The 21,813-nt window shown below is 61.3% G+C and carries 20 protein-coding genes; 8 read left to right on the top strand and 12 right to left on the bottom strand.

The genetic code is table 11. The features are described 5' to 3' along the window. Positions 1–4: 4 nt before the first annotated feature. From IE166_RS07365 to gltB, 3 genes are read right to left on the bottom strand one after another with little or no spacing between them, the layout of a single operon-like run. The gene (locus IE166_RS07365; protein WP_189502797.1) at positions 5–427 is read right to left on the bottom strand and encodes a PIN domain-containing protein; all 423 of its coding nucleotides are present in this window, start codon (positions 425–427) and stop codon (positions 5–7) included. After that, on the bottom strand, positions 424–708 hold the full coding sequence (locus tag IE166_RS07370) for an antitoxin (RefSeq protein WP_189502798.1): 285 nt from the start codon (positions 706–708) through the stop codon (positions 424–426). The genes IE166_RS07365 and IE166_RS07370 overlap by 4 nt, the downstream gene beginning before the upstream one ends. 53 nt (positions 709–761) lie before the next feature. Beyond that, a complete protein-coding gene (gene gltB / locus IE166_RS07375) occupies positions 762–5,474 on the bottom strand; it encodes a glutamate synthase large subunit (RefSeq protein WP_189502799.1) in 4,713 nt (1,570 codons plus the stop codon). 360 nt (positions 5,475–5,834) lie between these two features. Between gltB and IE166_RS07380 the strand changes: the two genes are divergently transcribed. Further along, entirely contained in the window at positions 5,835–6,890 is a 1,056-nt protein-coding gene (locus IE166_RS07380) for a threonine aldolase family protein (protein WP_189502800.1), read from the top strand. A gap of 54 nt (positions 6,891–6,944) precedes the next feature. On the opposite strand, the gene IE166_RS07385 is transcribed toward IE166_RS07380, so the two are convergent. The 3 genes from IE166_RS07385 to trxB form a co-directional block, all read right to left on the bottom strand. Further along, positions 6,945–7,409 carry an Hsp20 family protein gene (locus IE166_RS07385; protein WP_189502801.1) on the bottom strand — a complete coding sequence of 155 codons (465 nt, stop codon included), beginning with the start codon at positions 7,407–7,409 and terminating at the stop codon, positions 6,945–6,947. Between the two features lie 808 nt (positions 7,410–8,217). After that, complete coding sequence (locus IE166_RS07390) at positions 8,218–9,114, bottom strand: LysR family transcriptional regulator (protein ID WP_189502802.1); 897 nt, start codon at positions 9,112–9,114, stop codon at positions 8,218–8,220. A gap of 38 nt (positions 9,115–9,152) precedes the next feature. After that, entirely contained in the window at positions 9,153–10,127 is a 975-nt protein-coding gene (gene trxB, locus IE166_RS07395; RefSeq protein ID WP_189502803.1) for a thioredoxin-disulfide reductase, read from the bottom strand. Positions 10,128–10,351: 224 nt separating this feature from the next. Here trxB and IE166_RS07400 point away from each other — a divergent pair, with 224 nt between their 5' ends. Continuing rightward, positions 10,352–10,843, top strand: a complete 492-nt coding sequence (locus tag IE166_RS07400) for an Lrp/AsnC family transcriptional regulator (RefSeq protein ID WP_189502804.1) — start codon at positions 10,352–10,354, stop codon at positions 10,841–10,843. Here the strand turns inward: IE166_RS07400 and IE166_RS07405 are convergent. From IE166_RS07405 to greA, 3 genes are read right to left on the bottom strand one after another with little or no spacing between them, the layout of a single operon-like run. Beyond that, positions 10,840–11,784: a glycosyltransferase gene (locus IE166_RS07405; protein ID WP_189502805.1), complete on the bottom strand. Its 945-nt coding sequence runs from the start codon at positions 11,782–11,784 to the stop codon at positions 10,840–10,842. The two genes, IE166_RS07400 and IE166_RS07405, sit on opposite strands and share 4 nt — an antisense overlap. Further along, positions 11,781–12,857: a glycosyltransferase family 4 protein gene (locus IE166_RS07410; RefSeq protein ID WP_189503288.1), complete on the bottom strand. Its 1,077-nt coding sequence runs from the start codon at positions 12,855–12,857 to the stop codon at positions 11,781–11,783. Before IE166_RS07410 ends, IE166_RS07405 begins: the two co-directional genes overlap by 4 nt. A 10-nt stretch (positions 12,858–12,867) precedes the next feature. Continuing rightward, the gene (greA, locus tag IE166_RS07415; protein ID WP_189502806.1) at positions 12,868–13,341 is read right to left on the bottom strand and encodes a transcription elongation factor GreA; all 474 of its coding nucleotides are present in this window, start codon (positions 13,339–13,341) and stop codon (positions 12,868–12,870) included. Between the two features lie 249 nt (positions 13,342–13,590). Between greA and IE166_RS07420 the strand changes: the two genes are divergently transcribed. Then, on the top strand, positions 13,591–14,487 hold the full coding sequence (locus IE166_RS07420) for a DMT family transporter (RefSeq protein WP_189502807.1): 897 nt from the start codon (positions 13,591–13,593) through the stop codon (positions 14,485–14,487). Here the strand turns inward: IE166_RS07420 and IE166_RS07425 are convergent. Next, positions 14,477–14,827, bottom strand: coding sequence for a DMT family protein (locus tag IE166_RS07425; RefSeq protein WP_189502808.1), 351 nt, complete (start codon positions 14,825–14,827; stop codon positions 14,477–14,479). The two genes, IE166_RS07420 and IE166_RS07425, sit on opposite strands and share 11 nt — an antisense overlap. Positions 14,828–14,977: 150 nt before the next feature. Here IE166_RS07425 and IE166_RS07430 point away from each other — a divergent pair, with 150 nt between their 5' ends. The 3 genes from IE166_RS07430 (at position 14,978) to IE166_RS07440 (ending at position 18,348) form a co-directional block, all read left to right on the top strand. Further along, the gene (locus tag IE166_RS07430; protein WP_189502809.1) at positions 14,978–16,003 is read left to right on the top strand and encodes an extensin-like domain-containing protein; all 1,026 of its coding nucleotides are present in this window, start codon (positions 14,978–14,980) and stop codon (positions 16,001–16,003) included. Positions 16,004–16,172: 169 nt separating this feature from the next. After that, positions 16,173–16,949, top strand: coding sequence for an extensin-like domain-containing protein (locus tag IE166_RS07435; protein ID WP_189502810.1), 777 nt, complete (start codon positions 16,173–16,175; stop codon positions 16,947–16,949). A 94-nt stretch (positions 16,950–17,043) separates the two neighbouring features. Further along, positions 17,044–18,348: a hemolysin family protein gene (locus IE166_RS07440; RefSeq protein WP_189502811.1), complete on the top strand. Its 1,305-nt coding sequence runs from the start codon at positions 17,044–17,046 to the stop codon at positions 18,346–18,348. A gap of 33 nt (positions 18,349–18,381) precedes the next feature. Here the strand turns inward: IE166_RS07440 and IE166_RS07445 are convergent, their stop codons facing one another. Continuing rightward, the gene (locus tag IE166_RS07445) at positions 18,382–19,005 is read right to left on the bottom strand and encodes an NADPH-dependent FMN reductase (RefSeq protein WP_189502812.1); all 624 of its coding nucleotides are present in this window, start codon (positions 19,003–19,005) and stop codon (positions 18,382–18,384) included. A 158-nt stretch (positions 19,006–19,163) separates the two neighbouring features. Between IE166_RS07445 and IE166_RS07450 the strand changes: the two genes are divergently transcribed. Further along, positions 19,164–19,544 carry a winged helix-turn-helix transcriptional regulator gene (locus IE166_RS07450; RefSeq protein WP_189502813.1) on the top strand — a complete coding sequence of 127 codons (381 nt, stop codon included), beginning with the start codon at positions 19,164–19,166 and terminating at the stop codon, positions 19,542–19,544. 98 nt (positions 19,545–19,642) lie between these two features. On the opposite strand, the gene IE166_RS07455 is transcribed toward IE166_RS07450, so the two are convergent. Then, entirely contained in the window at positions 19,643–20,026 is a 384-nt protein-coding gene (locus IE166_RS07455) for an acyl-CoA thioesterase (protein WP_189502814.1), read from the bottom strand. Positions 20,027–20,190: 164 nt separating this feature from the next. Here IE166_RS07455 and IE166_RS07460 point away from each other — a divergent pair, with 164 nt between their 5' ends. Then, the gene (locus IE166_RS07460) at positions 20,191–21,807 is read left to right on the top strand and encodes a GMC family oxidoreductase (protein ID WP_189502815.1); all 1,617 of its coding nucleotides are present in this window, start codon (positions 20,191–20,193) and stop codon (positions 21,805–21,807) included. Positions 21,808–21,813: the final 6 nt, after the last annotated feature.

Genomic DNA, 21,813 nt, shown 5'->3' on the forward strand with positions numbered 1-21,813 from the left:
CGTCCTACCCCTGACCTGCGAGTTCGTCTCGCCAGTCCTCCAACTTCAAGCCGGTAATCCCGGCGTCGTGAATGCGTCTATCGCTCGTTACAAGTACAGCGCCATTTGACATCGCATGAGCTGCGATCCAATAATCGTTCGGAGTGATCGAAATACCGCGCCGCTCGAGATCGTCACGAATGTCGCCGTACAAGACTCCGACATCCGGTCCCATCTGCTCCGTCCGCAGGCTTCCCAACAAATAGGTCATCTTAGGATTGGACCGCGCGGCAGGCCTCTTCCTCATGCCGTGGCGAACTTCGCCCGACACAACGACACTGATACCAATTTCGCCGAGCGCTTTTTCTTCGAACCGTCGGGCGACGCGCTCGTCCTCATCGCGCGCAATGTCTATCAGCACATTGCTATCAAGCATGTAGCGGATCACAGTTCGACTTCATCCAGTGGCAGCATGTCACTGTCGTCGTCGATATCCGGAAAGTCGGATGCGGCAAGCGGTGGCTGCCTACGTAGCCACTGCAGAATTTCCTTTGGGGAACGCTCGCGCACGTCGGGCACCAGCGTAAGCGTTCCATCCGCTTCCTTACGGATCGTCACCTCATCCCCTTCGAACTCGAACTCCTTAGGGATCCGAACTGCCCGGCTTCTACCATTCATGAAGACGCGGACACGCTGTTCTTTAACACTCTCAAGCACGGCGACCTCCATTTGGCATATGCCAGGACATATGCCAAAACTCGTGAACTTGCAATTAGGGCGGATTACTCCGCCGCCACGCCTAAGCGCATGCGCTCCATCTCGATCAAAGCGCGGCGGTATTCGACCGGCATGACTTTCCGGAACATCGGCCGGTAGGTCGCCCAATCGTCGAGGATCGCCTTGGCGCGCGTCGAACCAGTGTAGTGCGCATGGTTCGAGATCAGCTTGACCAACCGCTCCTCGTCATGGCGGGTCATGTCGCCGGATACGTCGACGCGCCCCTTATGCATGAGATCGCCGCCATGGTGATGCAGCTTTTCGAGCATGTCGTCCTCTTCCGGAACCGGCTCGAGCTCGACCATCGCCATGTTGCAGCGCTCGGCGAAGTCGCCCGCTTCATCCAGCACATAGGCCACGCCACCCGACATGCCGGCTGCGAAGTTGCGGCCGGTCTGGCCGATCACGACGACAAGACCACCGGTCATGTATTCGCAGCCATGGTCGCCCACGCCTTCGACAACCGCGATCGCACCCGAGTTGCGGACAGCGAAGCGCTCGCCAGCCACGCCGCGGAAGTAGCACTCGCCTTCGGTCGCGCCGTAAAGCACGGTGTTGCCGACGATGATCGAGTCTTCCGGCACGATGCGCGTATCTTCCGGCGGCCGGATGACGATCTTGCCGCCAGACAGCCCCTTGCCGACATAGTCGTTGCCGTCGCCGATCAGCTCGAAGGACACGCCGCGCGTCAGGAAGGCGCCGAAGCTTTGGCCGGCCGTGCCGGTCAGCTTCACCTGGATCGTGTCTTCCTTCAAACCGCGATGGCGGAAGCGCTTGGCGACTTCGCCCGACAGCATGGTGCCGGCCGAGCGATCGACATTGTGGATGCTCTCCTCGATCACCACCGGCTGACGGCTTTCAAGTGCCGGCATCGCCTTTTCGATCAAGCGGCGATCAAGCACGTCGTCGATCGGATGAACCTGACGTTCGGTCCAATAGGTCGCTTCCTTCGGCGCCTCTGGCTTGAAGAACATGTTGGTGAAGTCGAGACCCTTCGCCTTCCAATGCTCGATCAGCTCTTCCTTGGCGAGCAGCTCGGACTGGCCGATGATGTCGTCGATCCTGGTGTAGCCCATTTCCGCCATGAGCTGCCGCACCTCTTCCGCCACATAGAAGAAGAAGTTGATGACATGCTCCGGCGTGCCCTTGAAGCGCTTGCGCAAGACCGGGTCTTGCGTTGCCACGCCCACCGGGCAGGTGTTGAGATGGCACTTGCGCATCATGATGCAGCCGGCCGCAATCAAAGGCGCGGTGGAGAAGCCGAACTCGTCGGCGCCCAGAAGCGCGCCGATGATGACGTCGCGACCGGTGCGCAGACCGCCGTCGACCTGCAGGGCAATGCGCGAGCGAAGGCCGTTCAGCACCAGGGTCTGATGCGTTTCGGCCAGGCCCATCTCCCAAGGGCTGCCGGCATGCTTGATCGAAGTGAGCGGTGAAGCGCCGGTGCCGCCATCAAAGCCGGAGATCGTGATATGATCGGCGCGCGCCTTCGCGACGCCGGCCGCAACCGTGCCGACGCCGACTTCCGACACCAGCTTGACGGACACATCCGCTGCCGGATTGACGTTCTTCAGGTCATAGATGAGCTGCGCCAGATCCTCGATCGAATAGATGTCGTGATGCGGCGGCGGCGAAATCAGGCCGACACCAGGCGTCGAGTGACGGGTCTTAGCGATGGTCGCATCGACCTTGTGTCCGGGCAACTGGCCGCCCTCGCCGGGCTTGGCGCCCTGCGCGACCTTGATCTGCATCATGTCGGAATTGACGAGATATTCGGTCGTGACGCCGAAGCGGCCCGACGCGATCTGCTTGATGGCAGAGCGCTCCGGATTGGACGAACCGTCGAGCAGCGGCAGATAACGGTCCGGCTCCTCGCCGCCCTCGCCCGTGTTCGACTTGCCGCCGATCGCGTTCATGGCGCGCGCCAGCGTCGAATGGGCTTCGCGGCTGATGGAGCCGAAGCTCATCGCGCCGGTGGAGAAGCGCTTGACGATCTCGGCTGCGGGTTCGACCTCATCGATCGAAACGGCTGCACGGCCAGTATCCTCAGCCTTGCGGATCTTGAACAGGCCGCGAATGGTTTGCGCGCGCGCAGCATGGCTGTCGACCTGTTCGGAATACTCTTTGAAGGTCTCCCACGAGTTCTTGCGCACGGCATGCTGCAGCGTCGCCACCGCGTCCGGCGACCAGATGTGGCTCTCGCCGCGCATCCGGTACATATACTCGCCGCCGACTTCCAGCGCATTGCGCAGCACCGGATCGGAACCAAACGCATCGGCATGGCGGCGAATGGTTTCTTCCGCCACTTCATCAAGCCCCACGCCCTCGATCAGGCTGGCAGTGCCCGCGAAATACTGGTGCACGAAGGTGCTGCGCAAGCCGATCGCGTCGAAGATCTGCGCGCCGCAATAGGACTGGTAGGTCGAGATGCCCATCTTGGACATGACCTTGAGCAGGCCCTTACCTACCGACTTGATGTAGCGATAAACGATCTCGCTCGCGTCGACCTCCGGCGGAAATTCGCCGCGCTTGTGCATGTCGGTGAGCGTATCGAACGCCAGATATGGGTTGATCGCTTCCGCGCCATAGCCCGCAAGGCAGGCGAAGTGATGCACTTCGCGCGGCTCGCCGGTTTCCAGCACAATGCCGACCGAGGTGCGCAGCCCCTTGCGGATCAGGTGATGATGTACGGCAGCCGTGGCCAGCAACGCCGGAATGGCAATGCGGTCCGGCCCGATCTGGCGGTCCGACAGAACGATGATGTTGTAACCGCCCGCAACCGCTGCTTCCGCACGCTCGCAAAGGCGCTCAACCGCACCCTTCATGCCGGCCGCACCCTCCTGCACGGAATAGGTGAAGTCGATCGTCTTGGTGTCGAAGCGGTCTTCCGTGTGGCCGATGGAACGGATCTTTTCGAGATCGCCATTGGTCAGGATCGGCTGGCGCACTTCAAGCCGCTTGCGGCGCGAAGAGCCTTCCAGATCGAAGATGTTCGGCCGCGGTCCGATGAAGGACACGAGGCTCATCACCAGCTCTTCGCGGATCGGATCGATCGGCGGGTTGGTGACCTGCGCGAAGTTCTGCTTGAAATAGGTGTAAAGCAGCTTCGACTTGTCCGACATGGCCGAAATCGGCGTATCGGTGCCCATCGAACCCACGGCTTCCTGACCGGTGGTCGCCATCGGCGCCATCAGGATCTTGGTGTCTTCTTGCGTATAGCCAAAGGCCTGCTGGCGATCGAGCAGCGACACGTCGCGGCGCAGCGCGCGCGGCTCCACCGGCTTCAGGTCTTCGAGAATGAGCTGCGTGTTCGACAGCCATTGCTTGTAGGGGTTGGCGGTGGCGATCTCGGACTTCACGTCTTCGTCCGAAATGATCGCACCCTTTTCCAGGTCGATCAGCAACATCTTGCCCGGCTGCAAACGCCACTTCTTGATGACGCGGCTCTCGTCCACCGGCAGAACGCCGGCTTCGGAAGCCAGGATGACGCGATCATCGTCGGTGACGAGATAGCGTGCCGGGCGCAGACCGTTGCGGTCGAGCGTCGCGCCGATCTGGCGGCCATCGGTGAAGCACACGGCGGCTGGGCCATCCCACGGCTCCATGAGGGCCGCGTGATATTCGTAGAACGCCTTGCGCTCGGGCGTCATCGACTTGTTGCCGGCCCAGGCTTCCGGGATCAGCATCATCATGGAATGCGCGAGGCTGTAGCCGCCCTGCGTCAGGAATTCGAGCGCATTGTCGAAGCAGGCCGTATCCGACTGGCCTTCATAGGAGATCGGCCAGAGCTTGGCGATGTCGTTGCCAAACAGCTCCGAATCGACGGAAGCCTGACGCGCGGCCATCCAGTTGACGTTGCCGCGCAGCGTGTTGATCTCGCCGTTATGCGCAACCATGCGATAGGGATGCGCCAGCTTCCACGACGGGAAAGTGTTGGTGGAGAAGCGCTGATGAACGAGGATCAGCGCGCTTTCGAAGCGCGGATCGCTGAGATCCTTGTAATAAGCGCCGACCTGATAGGCCAGGAACATGCCCTTGTAGACGATCGTGCGCGCCGACAGCGACACGATGTAGGCGCCCACGTCGCGATTGCCGTTTTCCTGGTAGATCCGGCCGGAAATGACCTTGCGCAGGATATAAAGCCGCCGCTCATAATCATCGTCATCGGCGATCTCCGGCGCACGTCCGATAAAGAACTGGCGATGAACCGGCTCCGACGCGGCAATATCGGGCGCCTTGGACAGCGAGGAATTATCCACCGGCACATCGCGGAAGCCGATCAGCGGCTGGCCTTCGGACTGCGCGGCTTCGCGGATGATGTCTTCGATATGCGACTGCACCTCGGCGTCACGCGGCATGAAGATGTGGCCGACGGCATACTGCCCGGCAACAGGCAGTTCGATGCCTTGCGCAGCCATCTCCTCGCGGAAGAATCGGTCGGGGATCTGCACCAGCACGCCCGCGCCATCGCCCATCAGCGGATCCGCACCCACTGCGCCGCGATGCGTCAGGTTTTCCAGCATCTGCAGACCGTCGAGCACGATCTGGTGCGACTTGACGTTCTTCATCTGAGCGATGAAGCCGACGCCGCAGGCATCGTGCTCGTTACGAGGGTCATAGAGCCCTTGCGCTTTCGGCAGTCCGCCCGGCAGGGCGGCGGTTTTCGTGGCAGCAGTCCCGGCAAGGGTCTGCGTGACGCGAAGCGTGTCGTCCTTCATGGGTACTGCCTCCAGTTGAGTGATCCGGCCTGGATCACGAGCGCGCGGCGAGCCGGAACGGAAGGCAGAATGACCTCCGACCGGCAAGAGATGCAAGATCAAGATGAGACAGCATTGCTGTCCTATATTCGTATGGCAGATTACGCCGACTGCCACAAGACCGAAACGTGACAAAATCGTCGCTGCAACGCAACAAGCGCAAAGGTGGCTCGGATCATCCGCAATATTGTTGCTTAGGCTACAGGCGTTCTTGAAAGGGTCTTTCGATCGCCAAGTAGCGCTTGCGTCCGCCCGTCCAAAGGGATCAAGGTCGCCGCGCTCAAAGCAGAGCCTTCTTTTATCCAAGACGTGACGGTATCCATGCATTTCGCTTCAGACAACTGGGCCGGCGCCCACCCCTCCATCGCTGAAAGCCTCGTGCGCCATGCCGGCGGTTTTGCACAGGCCTATGGCACGAGCGAACTCGATCGCCGCGTCGAACAGCGATTCGCCGAGATCTTCGAGCGCGAATGCGAAGTGTTCTTCGTTGGGACAGGCACGGCGGCGAACGCGCTGTCGCTGACCGCCTTCAACAAGGCCGGCGGCGTCGCCTTCTGTCATCGCGAAGCGCATGTGATCGAAGACGAATGCGGCGCGCCGGAGTTCTTCCTCGGCGGCTCGCGCCTGCATGGCGTCGATGGTCCTGATGGCAAGATCACGCCGGAGAATCTGCAAAAGGCGATCGCCCGCTTTCCCGCAGGCTTCGTGCATAGCGGTCGCCCGATGGGCGTGACGATCACGCAGGCCACGGAAATTGGCACCGTTCATTCCCTTGATGAACTGGACGCGATCAGCGCCGTGTGCCGCGAGCACGATTTGCCGCTTCACATGGATGGCGCGCGCTTTGCCAACGCACTCGTGTCGCTGGATGTGTCGCCCGCCGAAATGACCTGGAAGCGCGGCGTGGACATGGTGTCCTTCGGCGGCACCAAGAATGGTTGCTGGTGCGCCGAAGCCATCATCATCTTCGGCAACCGCTTTACCGGCGAGCTGCCTTACATCCGCAAACGCGGCGCACAGCTTTTCTCCAAGACGCGCTTCATCGCAGCGCAATTCGAAGCCTATCTGGAAGACGATTTGTGGTTGAAGACGGCGCGTCAGGCCAATGCCATGACGACCCGGCTGGCGCAGGTGTTCGAGCAGGCTCCGGGAGCGCGGCTTGCCTGGCAACCGCAGGCCAACGAGATCTTTGCAATCCTGAACGACACCACCGCCGAACGGCTGCGGTCAGCGGGCGCGGTGTTTGCGCCGTGGAAGCTGCCGCGTGTGACCGATGTCGTGCTTGAACAGAACGAGCAGCTTTACCGCTTCGTCACGAGCTTCGCGAGCACCGACGATCATGTCGATCAGGTGCAGCGTCTTCTCACCAACGCCTAAAACAAAAGCGGCGCCCGTGAGGGCGCCGCTTGCAGTCCGCTACGACTAAAAAGATCAGGCAGCCTTGGCTTCGATCTGCTTCGCGCTGTTTGCAGCTGGAGCGATCTCGATCTTGCGAGGCTTCAACTCTTCCGGAACATTGCGCTTCAGATCGATGTGAAGCAAGCCGTTCTTGAGCGTCGCGCCGGTGACCTCGACATGGTCGGCCAGCTGGAAGCGACGCTCGAAGGTGCGCGAAGCGATGCCGCGATAAAGCAGCTCGACGCCCTCTTCCTTGTCGGCTTCGTTGCGCTCGCCCTTCACCGTCAGCACGTTGCGGTGAGCCTCGATCGAGATCTCCTGATCCGAGAAGCCCGCAACCGCCATGGAAATGCGGTAAGCATCCTGGCCGGTGCGTTCGATGTTGTAAGGGGGATAGCTGGTGCCGGCATCCGGCTGGTTGACCTGGTCAAGCATGCCGAAAAGACGGTCGAAACCGACAGTGGAGCGGTAAAGCGGCGAAAAATCAAACTGACGCATGGGTCTGTTCTCCTGGTGAGCAACATGGTTTTTGCGTGTGACCGAACATGGAACCCGGTTGGCGTTCCGTCCTGTCAGCGGCCCCAATCTTGGCGACCGCAAGGGATAGGTGGTGAGGCCCGTTTGGCCTTTCAAGAGATTTTCTGATGCTGGCGAGAACGATTTTCACCGACCGCCTGCATGCGCCATGAATGGAAAATGAACCATGCTTTCCGGCTCGGTTCAGGCGGCACGTCCTAAAGGTGCAACCACAATCCCGCAGATCGCGAACACCTAGTTCGCCTAAAGGCAGGACCGGGTTGCAACGTCCCTTCCTCCTGGTTCAGCAGGCCGGAAGCATCGCAGGGTGCTTTCGGCCTTTCTGCGTTCTTCCCCCAAAGACCGGAAGCGCATCCACCTAGATTTCAGGCAAAAAAAAGCCGGATCGAAACGACCCGGCTGAGTTATTGGAGTGCCAATTAAGGCTGACCTCCAGAGGGGAACACTCTCGAGCGCTAATGGGAGGAGAACGCGCTCAGGAGATGACTGTGATATGAGCCATTCTTGCCTAATGTTCAAGCACCTCATTTTGCATCGCACCCATGCAGAAAGGCATTAGTGTTGCACTTCGCTATGCCACTGGGCAGAAGTCGGTGAACAAACAGGCATTTAGCCTTTGTTAACAAATCACTGAGGAACAGTAACAGCGCGGCGTGCCGCCTGAACAAGCACTCTGTTCAATGCTGCATCGCACAATGAAGAGCAGCCAAACGCTGCTCTTATCGATGTTAGAGAGCCAGACAGCAGGCCATAGACCCAGCCAACGCGCTTAATAGGCCCAGCTGCGCGCTTTCGACAAAAGGAAGTCGCGGAAGACGTGCAGCTTCACCTGCTGCTTCATGGCGTCGGGATACGCAAAGAAGGTGTCGTAGGTCGGCACTTCGGTATCCGTCATCAGCTGAACAAGGCCGGTCTCCTTGCCGACCATATAGTCCGGCAGCATCGCAATGCCCGCCCCGCGCTGCACGGCGCGCTTGACCGATAGAATGTCGTTGATCTGGAGCGTCGCGGGACGCCGGATCCCTTCCGGCTTCCCGGCCGTTTCCAGCCAATTGAGATGCGCGAGCTGGCTCGGCACCGGCTCGCCAAAGGTCACGATGCGATGCTTGTCGAGATCGTCGATGCTTTCCGGCATCCCATGCTTGGCGAGATAGGTCGGCGCGGCATAAAGATGAAAGTGCATGGTGAAGAGCCGGCGCTGGATCAGGTCCGGCTGTTGCGGCTGGCGCAGGCGGATCGCGCAATCGGCGTGGCGAAGCGTCAGATCCAGCTCTTCGTTGGCCAGAATGATCTGCAGCTGGATTTCCGGATAAAGATCCAGGAACTCCTGCACGCGCTCGGTCAACCAGGCAGCGCCGAGGCCAACCGTGGTGGTCACGCGCAGAACGCCGGATGGCTTGTCTTTGGTCTCGGTCAGCTGGCTGCGGACATTTTCCAGCTTCATCAGCACGTCATGCGCCGTGCGGAACAGAAGCTCGCCCTGTTCGGTCATAACAAGACCGCGCGCGTGACGGTGGAACAGCGGTACGCCGACATCCTGTTCGAGTGCGCTGACCTGGCGGGAAATAGCCGACTGCGACAGGCGGAGCTTTTCCGCCGCATGGGTGAAGGATCCAGCCTCAGCCGCCGCGTGGAAAACCCGCAGCTTGTCCCAATCCAGTGCCATCAGTCCCCCTCGGCGTCACTCCAGACGCCGTATCAATCCTACTCCGCCGCCTCGCGGTGAACTTCCAGGCCGGCCAGATAGCGTTCGGCTTCCAGCGCGGCCATGCAGCCCATACCCGCGGCCGTCACGGCCTGGCGATAGATGTCGTCCGTGACGTCGCCAGCTGCGAACACACCCGGGATCGACGTTGCGGTCGAATCGGGCGCACTCCACAGATAGCCGTTCGGCTTCATCTTCAGCTTGCCTTGGAACAGTTCCGTGGCGGGAGCATGACCGATTGCAACGAACACACCGTCCACAGGCATCTCCTTCACCGCACCGGTGTGGGCATCCTTCAACCGAATGCCATTAACCGAAGGCGGCAGCGGCTTCTTGGCGGGCTCGCCGACGATCTCGTCCACCACCGTGTTCCAGAGAACGGTGACATTATCCTTCGCCATCAAGCGCTCGCGCAAGATACGCTCGGAGCGGAACTCGTTGCGGCGATGCACGACCGTAACGTGGCGCGCGAGGTTGGAGAGATACAGCGCTTCCTCGACCGCCGAGTTTCCGCCGCCCACCACAACCACATCCTTGCCGCGGTAGAAGAAGCCATCGCAGGTCGCGCAGGCCGAAACACCGAAGCCCATGAAGGCCGTTTCGCTGGGCAGACCGAGCCACTTGGCCTGCGCGCCGGTCGCAATCACCAGGGCATCGCAGGTGTAGATCGTGCCGGAATCGCCAGTGAGCCGGAACGGGCGAACATCGAGATCGACAGACGTAATGAGGTCGTTGACCAGGTCGGTGCCGACATGCTCCGCCTGCTTCATCATCTCGCCCATCAGCCAGGGGCCCTGCACCGGATCGGCGAAGCCCGGATAATTCTCGACCTCAGTGGTGATCATCAGCTGGCCGCCCTGCTGCATGCCGGCAATCAGCATCGGCTTCAGCATGGCGCGGGCGGCATAGATTGCGGCCGTGTAGCCGGCCGGGCCCGAACCGATAATCGCAACGGGTGCGTGGCGCGTGGTCATGGGAAAGCCTCTTGGTGGCCGCGCAGAACCCTCGCGGCCTTTCTCTATATATTGAGCGGAATGTAGGACTTTGCTGCTACTGCTTGCAAGGCAAGCCATACGCTATCCCAAGCTCATTCGCGCTCAAACGCCTGGGAAGCTAGGCGATGGCCGAACTTTGGTTTATGCGAAGGTAGCCGCATCCCGCGATTGTCCCTCCCTGTCAGAGCACCATCCGAGCCGCCATGACTTTGAAAGCCGATCTGGATGCCATCGACTGGAAGATCCTGCGCGAGTTGCAGGATGATGGCCGCATGACCAATGTCGAACTGTCGCGCCGCGTCGGCATATCGGCGCCGCCTTGTTTGCGGCGCGTGAAGCGGCTGGAAGATCAGGGCATCATCCGGCAATATCGCGCACTGCTCGACAATGCAGCACTCGGTATGACGGTCGTGGCCTTCGCGCTGGTCGGCCTCAATCGCCAGTCCGATGGCGACCTCAAGGCCTTCTCCAAATTGGTAGAGGGCTGGCCGATCGTCCGTTCAGCCTGGATGGTGTCAGGCGAATCGGACTTCTTTCTGCACTGCGTTGCCGCCGATCTCGCAACCTTTCAGAGCTTCGTGATCGAGGTCCTGACCTCCGCCCCCAATGTCGACACGGTGCGCACGGCACTCACCATCCGCCAGGTCAAGGACGAGGGTCGCGTGGCAATCGACCAGGCCATGCAGGGCTTCTAAACCAGCAAGTCCCCGACGCGCTGGCGGAAGCCGGCATCAATCGCTTCGTAGCGCTTGCGGGCAGCCAAACCCAAGGCGCGCTTTTCCGCATCCGGCATCGCCATGATCCGCTCGATCGCAGCTTCTAATCCTGTGGGATCGACATAGAAATTCGTGCCGAGATGGCGGGGTTCGCTACGACCGTAGGGCACGAGCACGCCGCACGTCGGATCGACATGCTCGTTCATCGGCGGCGCATCGGTGGTCACCACAAGCGCGCCGACGGAAAGGCCCTCAAGAAGATGGTGGCCCCAGCCTTCCGAGCGCGAGGGGCAAAGATGCACGCCGCATGCGTTCTGCAGGTGCTTGAGCGCCTCATCATCGAGATAGCCCGACATCAGCCGGACATTGGCGGGTACACCGCCGGGCGCATTGTCGGCCTTCTGCACCAGCACGAGTTCCGGCCATTCCGGATGCTTGCGCCAGAGATCCAGCACGTCTTCCGTGCCCTTCAGCGTGCTGCCGCCGGCCAGATGAAAGAAGCGGCCGAAATCCTTTGGCACATCCGGCAACAAACGGTCAGGCGAGGAAAAGCCGAGATAGCTGGTCGGAACACCGAGCGCGCTGAACACCGCTTCGCCATGCCGCGTTTTCGCCAGCACCCGGTCCACATGCCGCAACCGTCCGATCTGCCGGCGCGGAAAACGCTCCTGGTTGGGGACGAGAAACGTCTCATCCGAAGCCGCACCGAACCATCCGGGGAAGGCACGTTCCAGATGGACGATCCGCTTGGCACGCTTGATGCGCAGCAAACGCTGCCACCAGCTGCGCTGCTTGATCGTGGCATAACCCGCCTGGCCGCCCGCTTCCGCGATGGCCGCCTGTAGGATTTCGGCGTCTCGCGTCAGGCCGTAGCTGTTCGACTTGCCGAGGATCAGCGTGGAAGGCAGTGTGTCGCTCACGACGTCGCGCCCTGCCACAGCCGTTCATAAACGGCCTGAATCGCATCCGCCTCGCCTTCCAGTGGGAAGGTCGCGCGCGCATGCGCAAGGGCTTTGAGCCCGTGAGCCTCAGCCAGCGCGGGATCGTCGAGATAGACCTGAATCGCGCGCAGCAAGGCCGCACCATCGCCAGCCGGCACCACGGCTCCCGTTGCGCCCGGAACGATCATCTCTGCATAAGCGCCGGCATCACTCGCCACCACGGCGGCACCAGAAGCCATCGCTTCGAGCGGCGTCAGGCCGAAGCCCTCATTTCGCGACGGCGCGACGTAAAGCGACACGCGCTGATACCATGGCTTGATATCCGGCACTTCGCCGAGAAAGCTTATGCGCTCGCTCAGGCCTGCAGCCGCGATCTGCGCTTCCAGACCATCTGCAAAGGCGCGATTATCGTCCGTCACGCGCCCGGTGATCACGGCGGTCCACCCCGGATAGCGCGGCAGCAAAGCGATCATCGCGGCCACGAAGAGGTCCGTGCCCTTCTGCTCGCGAACCCGCCCGAAGCAACCGATCAGGCGCTGTTCGGCAAAACCCGCCTCAGCCACAGCCGCTCCCCGATCCTCTGCCGGCACGAAGCCCGAAAGATCAACCCCATGACGGATCACCGTATGGGGCACATGAAGAAAGCTGCCGGAACGCGCGCTGGTGGCAATCACCGCATCCATGCGGCGGATCAGCCATTTGGTGAAAGGCTTGTGGTCGCGCTGGGCAGCGGAGGTGAAAACGAGCTTCATCGGCGCGCGAAAAACATCGCGCAACAGAATGCCGCCGATCATCTCGACATTGCGCCGCGCATGCCAGATGCGGAAGGCACGCCCTTCCGGCCGCTTCAGCAGACCGAAGACCTGGCTCCACCGCATGCGTGGCACGAAATTGGGCAACCCAGCGCCCAGACTGGCAATCGGAAACCGCTGCGCCTGCAGCGGCAGAAGCTGGATGATCGTGCTGGTAACGCCCGACAGCCGCTTCTTGAAATTGGGCGCAACAACAAGAAGGCGCGCGACATCAACGTCACGCGCCTTCTTGAAAGCGATATGCCTGGTGTCAGCCAAAGCGGACGTTGACGATCTCGTAGCCGCGCGCGCCACCGGGCGCGTTCACCTCGATCGTGTCGCTGATCTTCTTGCCAATCAGCGCGCGGGCAATTGGCGATGAAATGGAGATCCGACCAAGCTTCACATCGGCTTCCTGGTCGCCGACGATCTGATAGGTCTTCTTTTCTTCCGTGTCCTCGTCCACGAGCTCCACGGTCGCGCCGAACTTCACGGTATTGCCCGTCAGTTTGGATACGTCGATGACCTCGGCGCGTGCGATCAGGTCTTCCAGCTCGTTCACGCGGCCTTCGTTCAGGCTCTGCGCTTCCTTGGCCGAGTGGTATTCAGCATTTTCCGAAAGATCGCCATGCGCGCGGGCTTCCGAGATCGCCTCGATGATGCGCGGCCGCTCGTCCTGCTGGCGCCAGCGCAGCTCTTCCTTGAGCGCTTCGAAACCGCCCCCGGTCATCGGAACCTTGTTCATCTCCAAAACCCTCCATACTCCGTGCCTTGTGTCCGACACGGTGCTCGAAGCCACAAATGAAAACGGCCCGATAGCAACATGGCTAGCGGACCCGCAAATAGCGTTCTTAAGCCTAATATAACCATCCGCCACGGGGATGCCACACACTATTTCCGCCACGCGACAATCAGCCGGCTGTGATGGCTGGCGGGGCGGGGAGATCGCTGTGGCTCCTTTTCAGTGTCACGCGAATAGGCTAGCGCGGCGAACATGACCCGCGTTCAAGCCAATCTCGTTCTTCTCCTTGCCGGTGCCATCTGGGGCATGGGCTTCGTTGCGCAGGCAACCGCCATGGAAACCATGGGGCCGCTGCTGTTCGTCGGGTCTCGCTTTCTGGTAGCAACGCTCTGCGTGATTCCCTTTGCCGTCAGGGAAGCGCGCAAGGCGCCGGCGACACTGACCACGTCGCAATGGCTGGCTTTCGCCTGGGTCGGGCTGATGCTGTTTTCCACGATCACCGCACAGCAATTCGGCTTGCTCACCACCAGCGTGACCAATTCCGGCTTTCTGACCGGCCTTTATGTGGTCATGACCCCGATCCTCGGCATCGTGTTGTTCCGCCAGTTTCCGCATGTCGTTGTCTGGCCTGCCGCTCTGTGCACGCTCTGCGGCATCTTCCTGCTGTCCGGCGGGACCTTGGCGGGTCTGACCACCGGCGACTGGCTGACGATCCTCGCGGCCTTCTTTGCGGCGCTGCAAGGCCTGTTTATCGCCCGTAGCGCAGCCCAAACGGGCAGGCCGATCACGCTTGCCGTGACGCAGTTTGCCGTTTGTGCCGTCCTAGGTCTGACCGCCGCCTTTGTTTTCGAACCTGTCAGCCTGGACGCCCTTCGCGGCGCCGCGGTTGAAGTGCTTTACGCCGGCATGTTTTCGGGTGCCGTGGCGTTCACGCTCATGGCCATTGGGCTGCGCTACACGACGGCCTTGCAGGCCGCGATCTTCCTGTCGTCGGAAGCGGTGTTTGCGGCCCTGTTCGGCGCGATCTTCCTGGGCGAGCGTCTGCCTTCCGCTGGTTTTGCGGGATGCGCGTTGATTCTCATCTCGATGCTCGCCGTGGAGATCGTGCCTGCGCTGCGGGCGCGACGGGCCGCACGCCTCAGCCCTTGAAGATCAGCGCAGCACCTCCGGCAATGAGCGCAAAGCCCAGCACGTGGTTCAGCGTCAGCGCTTCCTTCAGGTAGAACACCGAGAACACCGCGAACACGACCAGCGTGATGACCTCCTGGATCGTCTTCAACTCGGCAGCGGAATAAACCGCGCTGCCGATGCGGTTGGCGGGCACAGCCAGCCAATATTCGAAGAACGCGATACCCCAGCTCACAAGCACGACGGTCCAGAGCGCCGCGCCCTTGAACTTGAGGTGGCCGTACCAGGCGAATGTCATGAAGACATTGGACGCGACGAGCATCAGGATCGGAAGAAGACGCGGGGCGAGCAGTTCGGACATCGGGAGGCTCCAGAAGAGGGTTGTGGCATCTCTGCCGCAAGCTTGCGTCTGTCAATCGAAGGATCGCGGCGACCCCGTTGCCGCCGCAGTTCGATGCTCCATCTAGGTGCGATGACATCATCCTTGCGGACCAGTGTTTGCGCTGCCCTGATGCTCGGCGGCGTTATTGTCGCCCTGCCCGGCTTCGGTTTGGCGCAGTCGCAAGACGCGGCACCCGCCCTGCCGCAGACCATGCCTGCTCCGAAGGCGAACCCGGAGGATGAGCCGGCACCGGACGAGAAGGCCGGCGAACAGCCTGCCTCGAACGAGGGCGAACAGCCTTCGTCGAACGAGGGCGAACAGCAGCAGGAACTCCCGGCAAGCCCGCCCAAACCGCAAGCCAATCCCGAGGACCCCTCTCCGCCGAAAGAAGCACAAGAGGTCCCCGGCGAACCGCGATCAGACGAAGAACCTCAACAGCCGCAAGCGCTGCCGGTAGCGCCGCCCGAGCCGGAAACCCGTCCGGCCGATGCGCCGAAGACGGAAAAGCCCGACGATACCGCCAAAAAGGAAGAAGATGCCCCGGCGCAGAAGCGTGCAGACGGGCCGCGTCCGGAACAGGGACCGCCTTTGCCGAACTCGCTTGTCGGAACAAAGCCCGAGACCGAACTCACCTGCCGCGCGGAACTGAAGACGCTCGGCGTCGTGTTCGAGGATCGCGGCCCTGAGAGCGGCGAGGACGGCTGTTCGATGCCCTATCCCGTCTCGATCTCCAACTTCGGCGGCGGCATCAAGGTCGAGCCGTCGGTGGTCGCGAACTGCTCGGTTTCACTCACTATGGCCAAGTTCCTGCAGACCAAGGTCAAGGACGCCGCGCAGAAGCATCTGAAGACGGACATCACCGCCATGGCGAACGGATCAGGCTATGTGTGCCGGCCACGGCACGGCACGCAGAAACTGTCCGAACATGCCCTCGGTAACGCCATCGACATTATGAGTTTCACCCTGGCGGACGGTCGCTCGGTTGTGGTCGAGAAAACCACCGACAAGGCTGAAGCCGATTTCCTGGCCGAAGTTCGTGCCGCCGCATGCGGACCCTTCACCACCGTGCTGGGACCGGGATCGGACTCAGATCACGCCAACCACTTCCATCTCGATCTGGCCGACCGCCGCCCTGGCGTGACCTTCTGCCAATAAGCAACATTGATTCAAAGTTTCATCATGGTGAATCAAAGGTTGCGGACCACCAGCTAAGTCCTTGTTCTGACTGATCCTGCCTCATTGTAGACACAGGCCTGAAGATCCAACCTGAGGCTTCCTTTACCCTTGCATCCTAGTCTCGGACGTCTCTTTCAAGGGAACTCCGATGCCGTCCCGTCCCCTTTCCCGCTCACGCGCTTCGACCATCGCCCGCCGTGCAACACTGCTCACGGCAGCACTCGCGCTGCTCGGCCTGTCGGCATGCGGCAACCGCAGCGAGACAAGCCGCTCCAGCACTAGAACAACAGGGTTGCAGCGGCTTGTCCCGTCCAACCCGATGATGGTCGGCTATCCCCGCATGAGCTTGCCGATGTCGAGCGCTGGCGCGGCCACAATGCCTGCGGAGGAAGTCGCCTGCCGACGCGCGCTGAAGCGCATGGGCGTGGCTTACCAGGATCTCCAACCCATCAACGATGGCGGCTCCTGCCGTATCGATTATCCCGTCAAACTGATGGGCTTTTCCGGCAATATCGAGATGAAGCCCGCAGCCACTCTGACTTGCGACATGGCCTTGGCTTTCGCGACCTGGACCAAGGATGAGCTCGCGCCAAACGCCCGCTCGCGCTATTGGTCGGGCGTGAAAACAATCCACCAGGGATCAAGTTACTCCTGCCGCCGCATTGCCGGCACGACGGTTGCGTCCGAACACTCCAAGGGCAACGCGCTCGATGTCATGCGCATCGAGCTGAAGAACGGCCGCGACATCAAGGTGCAGAAGCAGGGCCTGTTCGCTTTCCGCGCCCGCGGCCTCCTCAACACGGTGCGTGCCGACGGCTGCTCCTATTTCACAACCGTACTTGGCCCCGGCTACAATGCCGATCACGCCGACCACTTCCACTTCGACATCAAGGAGCGTCGCAACGGTTACCGCGCCTGCCGTTGAGACACTGTGGAAGATCGGAAACCATCCACCATCCCAGCAGTTCTTGCAGGATTCCCACTTCGCATCGCAGCAGGTGTGATGGTAAGGAACCTGCATGGTCTACATTGAAGTTCTGATTGTCTTCGTTCTCGTCGTCGTCAACGGCTTGCTCGCCATGTCGGAGCTGGCCGTGGTTTCCTCCCGGCCAGCGCGGCTCAAGACCATGGCGGATCGCGGCTCGACCGGCGCCGCACGCGCCTTGAAGCTGGCCGCTGATCCCGGCCGTTTTCTATCCAGTGTTCAGATCGGCATCACGCTCGTCGGCGTCCTGTCCGGCGCCTTCTCCGGCGCGACCCTCGGTCAGCGCCTCACTGACGTTCTGATCCAGGCCGGCATGCCCAATGGCATCGCCGATGCGGTCGGCGTCGGCCTCGTTGTCGCCGTTATCACCTATGGATCGCTGATCATCGGCGAACTGGTTCCCAAGCAGATCGCCCTGCGCAATCCCGAAGCTGTCGCCGCAAAGGTGGCGCCGGGCATGACGGTTGTGGCGACGATCGGCGCTCCCCTCGTCTGGTTCCTCGACATTTCCGGTCGCGCCGTCTTGCACCTGTTGGGGCAGAAGGAAGAATCCGAAGAAAAGGTCACCGACGAGGAGATCAAGACGATCATCGCGGAAGCCGAGGGCGCCGGCGTCATCGAAACGGATGAGCGCGCCATGATCGCGGGCGTGATGCGCCTCGCCGACCGGACCGTGCGCGGCATCATGACCCCACGCACCGATGTCGACTGGATCAACGTTCAGTCAGACCAGCAGACCATCCGCGATGCTCTGGTCGAAACCTCGCATTCGCGCCTGCCCGCCGGCGACAACAGCGTCGATGACATGATTGGCGTGATCCAGACCCGCGAATTGCTGGCAGCGATCCTCACGGGCCAGGAGCTGGATATCAAGAGCTTCGTGCGCCAGGCGCCGATCGTGCATGACAATGCCGATGCGCTCGACGTCATCACCACCCTGCGCGAGGCCGATGTTCCAATGGCTCTCGTGCATGACGAGTACGGCCACTTCGAAGGCGTGGTGACCCCCGCTGACATCCTTGAAGCCATCACCGGCATGTTCAAGTCCGATGCCGACGAGGGCCCGAGCGTCATGCAGCGTGAAGACGGTTCCTGGCTGATCGCCGGCTACATGCCCGCCGACGAGATGGCCGACAAACTCGGCATCATCCTGCCGGAAAACCGCGACTACGAAACGGTCGCCGGCTTCATTCTGGCGCAGCTGTCCCATCTTCCCGCCACCGGCGAAACCTTGGAAGCCTTAGGCTGGCGCTTTGAGGTCGTTGATCTCGACGGCCGCCGCATCGACAAGATCATCGCGTCAAAAGCGGTCGAGACCCACAGGGTCACCCCAGTCTGAGGAACAGAAAAAAGGCCGCCGAAGCGGCCTTTTTTATTCCTCGTGGTCGCGCCCTTCCGAAGCGGCTTCGGTCGCTGCCGTGTCGGCGTCGCGGGCAGCCTTCAGCGCCTTCACATACCAGGTCAACTGGGCGATCATGTCCTGACCCGCCTGCTGCAGATGCGGGAAGTCCGAGATCGACTTGCCTTCGTTGACGATCGCTAGATACTCGCCGAACATGATGTGAACGGCATTGCGGATCGGCACCATCTGATCTTCGATCGCATTGAGGCGCAGCTGCTCGATGGCGCGCGCACCACCGACGCCGCCGTAGCCGACATAGGCCGCGACCTTCTTGTTCCACTGCGGATAAGCGTAGTCGATCGCGTTCTTCAGAGCGGCCGTGGGTCCACGCGTATATTCGGCCGCCGTGAAGATGAAGCCGTCCTGCTCGTCGAGCTTCTTCTGCCAGCGCAGGGCAACTTCGCTGCTGACGGTGCCATAGGCCGGCGAAACCGCCTCGTCGAAAATAGGCAGCGGGTAATCCTTGAGGTCGATGATCTCGACATCCAGTTCGCCGCTGGCACGCGCCAGTTCGGCAATCCACTGAGCGGGGCGTTCTGCAAAACGGTTGGCGCGAATGCTGCCGACGATGACGCCGATTTTAGGCTTGGACATAGCTGAAAATCCTTTTGTGCCGGGCAAAGCGCCCGCTAACAGGCCAAATGATCTGGTATCAAACAGATACCGGGGCTATATACGAAACTGCCTTCACGCCGCACAAGGAGGCACTTTTTCGATACCGCGGTCACCTCTAAGTAACTGGATCAAGCCTCATGCCACCCATCATTCACGGAAGCAGCGAAGCGTGTCAGGCGGTCAACAGCATCCTCAGCCGCGTTGGCGACAAGTGGACGGTGCTTGTGGTGGAACTGCTTGGCCAAGGTCCCCTGCGCTTCAACGAGCTGCGGCGTTTGATCGGCGGCATTTCGCAGAAGATGCTGACCACGACCTTGCGCGGGCTCGAGCGCGACGGCTTCGTCACCCGCACGGTGTTCCCCACAATCCCGCCGCGTGTCGATTACGAGCTGACCGATCTCGGGCGCGACCTGCTGGTGCCCGTCCATGCGCTTGGCGAGTGGGCACGGCTGAACACCGGCCGCGTTGCGAAAGCACGCGTCAGTTTCGATCTGAAGCAGAAAGATGAAGCGGCCTAGAGCAATTCCAGCAAAAGTGCGGAGTGGTTTTGCGTCAGGAATTGCGTCTAAATGAACAGCTAGAGCATTTCGGCGACTCTTCTTTCGCCGAAAATGCTCTAGCCTTCGGCCGGCACCGGCGTCGGCTTGCCATCCTTGTCCATCGCCACCATGACGATCTCGGCATGGGTGACGCGTTCGCGCAGGTCGCTCAGATAGCGTTTTGCCCAGGCTTCCACATACAGCGTAATCGATGTCCGGCCGATCTTCAGAATTTCGGTGCTGATCTCGAGCGTGTCGCCGATCTTGACCGGCTTCGCAAAAGCCATTTCCTTCACGGCAGCGGTCACGACGCGGCCCTTTGCACGCTCCGCCGCCCGCATGCCGCTGGCGAGATCCATCTGCGCCATCACCCAGCCGCCAAAGATGTCACCGGCCGCATTGGCATCGCCGGGCATGGCAAGGGTGCGCAGCGTTAGCTGCCCGCGGGGCTGGTCCGACATCGCGATCTCCTGAGCTCTGTTCTTCTGGCCTAGACAGTCCCGGCGACAGAGGCAACGCAAGCCAGGCTTCCCGTCGCTTTTTTCACAAGCGATGCCGGAGCACCGCGTAACGAGCAGGCCGGATGCTGGCTAGGCTGCGACTTCCTTTCAGAGCCGGCCCGTCCATGCAGACTTACGATTTCATCATTGTCGGCTCCGGTTCGGCCGGTTCCGTCGTGGCCGAGAAGCTATCCGCCAGCGGCCGCTTTTCCGTGATGGTGCTGGAAGCCGGCGGCACCGATCGGCGCTTCTACGTCCAGATGCCGCTGGGCTACGGCAAGACCTTCTACGATCCGGCAGTCAACTGGAACTACCGCACCGAGCCCGATCCGGGACTGGCCGGCAATGTCGATCACTGGCCGCGCGGCAAGCTGTTGGGCGGGTCGAGTTCGATCAACGCGATGGTCTGGATTCGGGGCGCGCGGGAGGATTATGAAGACTGGGCGGCCGCAGGAAATCCAGGCTGGAGCTATGACGATCTTCTGCCAACCTTCAAGGCGATCGAGGACAATCAGGCCGGCGCCGACGAATGGCGCGGGCGGGGTGGGCCGGTGCATGTCACGGACAATACCGGCTTCGTGCACCCCCTCACCCACCGCTTCCTCCAGGCAGGTCAAGAACTTGGTTTGCCCCACAATTCCGACTTCAACGGCGCGCATCAGGAGGGCGTCGGCATCTACCAGCTGACCACCCGCAACGGCCGCCGCATGTCGGCGGCACGCGCCTTTCTCTGGCCGGCGATGAAGCGACGGAATGTGCGGGTGGAAACGGCTGCGCATGTCACGCGCATCCTGTTCGAGGGCAAACAGGCCGTAGGGGTCGAGTACCGGCAGAACGGGCAGTTGAAGACCGCACGAGCGGGACGCGAGGTGATCCTGTCGGGCGGCTCGATCAACACGCCGCAGTTGCTGCAGCTGTCAGGCGTGGGTCCGGCTAAGCTGCTGCAGAGCTTTGATATTCCGGTTCTGATCGACAGCGGCCATGTCGGCGCCAACCTCCAGGATCATCTGGGCATCAACTACACCTGGCGGGCCAAGCAGAAGACTCTCAACCAGATCCTGCGGCCTTGGTGGGGAAAGGCGCTGGTGGGGAGCCAGTACCTGCTTCTCCGGCGGGGTCCCCTGTCCATGAGCATGAACCAAGGCGGCGGGTTTTTTCGCACCGACCCAGCTCATATCAGACCTAACATGCAACTCTATTTTCAGGCTTTCTCGACTGTCTTGCCCAAGCCGGGCGAGCGGCCGATCCTGTCGCCAGATCCTTGGCCTGGCTTCTCCATCGGCCTCTCCAACTGCCGCCCGTCAAGCCGCGGCGAGATCATGATCCGATCCGCCGATCCGTTTGAACAACCACGCATCACCCCCAATGCCTACTCCACGGAACACGATGTGGCGGAGATGCTGGATGCGGTGAAGTTCCTGCGGAAACTGGCGGCGACTTCCGCTTTTGCAGATGTCATTTCTGAAGAAGTGCTGCCGGGACCATCGATAAGGGATGACGATGCCCTGATCGACGACTTCAGACGCCGGTCGGGTACCGTTTACCACCCTGTTTCCACCTGCCGAATGGGAAAAAACGGGAAAAATTCCGTCGTAAATTCCCGTTTATCGGTTCACGACGCCGGAAATTTGCGGGTTATCGACGCCTCGATCTTCCCCTCCAACATCACCGGCAACACCAATGCGGCAGCTATTCTGACAGGCTGGAAGGGGGCCGAAATGGTGCTCGAGGATCATCGCTAGGAGACG

Origin of the sequence: Tianweitania populi (assembly GCF_014652875.1) — a bacterium.
In the GTDB taxonomy this organism is placed as follows: domain Bacteria; phylum Pseudomonadota; class Alphaproteobacteria; order Rhizobiales; family Rhizobiaceae; genus Tianweitania; species Tianweitania populi.

What these genes read in the sequence shown, in the direction of transcription:
- IE166_RS07445 (WP_189502812.1), bottom strand. Translation starts at nt 19,005, where the DNA reads ATGTCCAAGCCTAAAATCGGCGTCATCGTCGGCAGCATTCGCGCCAAC.
- IE166_RS07440 (WP_189502811.1), top strand. Translation starts at nt 17,044, where the DNA reads ATGGTCTACATTGAAGTTCTGATTGTCTTCGTTCTCGTCGTCGTCAAC.
- greA (WP_189502806.1), bottom strand. Translation starts at nt 13,341, where the DNA reads ATGAACAAGGTTCCGATGACCGGGGGCGGTTTCGAAGCGCTCAAGGAA.
- IE166_RS07425 (WP_189502808.1), bottom strand. Translation starts at nt 14,827, where the DNA reads ATGTCCGAACTGCTCGCCCCGCGTCTTCTTCCGATCCTGATGCTCGTC.
- IE166_RS07400 (WP_189502804.1), top strand. Translation starts at nt 10,352, where the DNA reads ATGACTTTGAAAGCCGATCTGGATGCCATCGACTGGAAGATCCTGCGC.
- IE166_RS07385 (WP_189502801.1), bottom strand. Translation starts at nt 7,409, where the DNA reads ATGCGTCAGTTTGATTTTTCGCCGCTTTACCGCTCCACTGTCGGTTTC.
- IE166_RS07420 (WP_189502807.1), top strand. Translation starts at nt 13,591, where the DNA reads ATGACCCGCGTTCAAGCCAATCTCGTTCTTCTCCTTGCCGGTGCCATC.
- IE166_RS07450 (WP_189502813.1), top strand. Translation starts at nt 19,164, where the DNA reads ATGCCACCCATCATTCACGGAAGCAGCGAAGCGTGTCAGGCGGTCAAC.
- IE166_RS07455 (WP_189502814.1), bottom strand. Translation starts at nt 20,026, where the DNA reads ATGTCGGACCAGCCCCGCGGGCAGCTAACGCTGCGCACCCTTGCCATG.
- IE166_RS07460 (WP_189502815.1), top strand. Translation starts at nt 20,191, where the DNA reads ATGCAGACTTACGATTTCATCATTGTCGGCTCCGGTTCGGCCGGTTCC.
- IE166_RS07430 (WP_189502809.1), top strand. Translation starts at nt 14,978, where the DNA reads ATGCTCGGCGGCGTTATTGTCGCCCTGCCCGGCTTCGGTTTGGCGCAG.
- IE166_RS07435 (WP_189502810.1), top strand. Translation starts at nt 16,173, where the DNA reads ATGCCGTCCCGTCCCCTTTCCCGCTCACGCGCTTCGACCATCGCCCGC.
- IE166_RS07380 (WP_189502800.1), top strand. Translation starts at nt 5,835, where the DNA reads ATGCATTTCGCTTCAGACAACTGGGCCGGCGCCCACCCCTCCATCGCT.
- IE166_RS07390 (WP_189502802.1), bottom strand. Translation starts at nt 9,114, where the DNA reads ATGGCACTGGATTGGGACAAGCTGCGGGTTTTCCACGCGGCGGCTGAG.
- IE166_RS07370 (WP_189502798.1), bottom strand. Translation starts at nt 708, where the DNA reads ATGGAGGTCGCCGTGCTTGAGAGTGTTAAAGAACAGCGTGTCCGCGTC.
- gltB (WP_189502799.1), bottom strand. Translation starts at nt 5,474, where the DNA reads ATGAAGGACGACACGCTTCGCGTCACGCAGACCCTTGCCGGGACTGCT.
- trxB (WP_189502803.1), bottom strand. Translation starts at nt 10,127, where the DNA reads ATGACCACGCGCCACGCACCCGTTGCGATTATCGGTTCGGGCCCGGCC.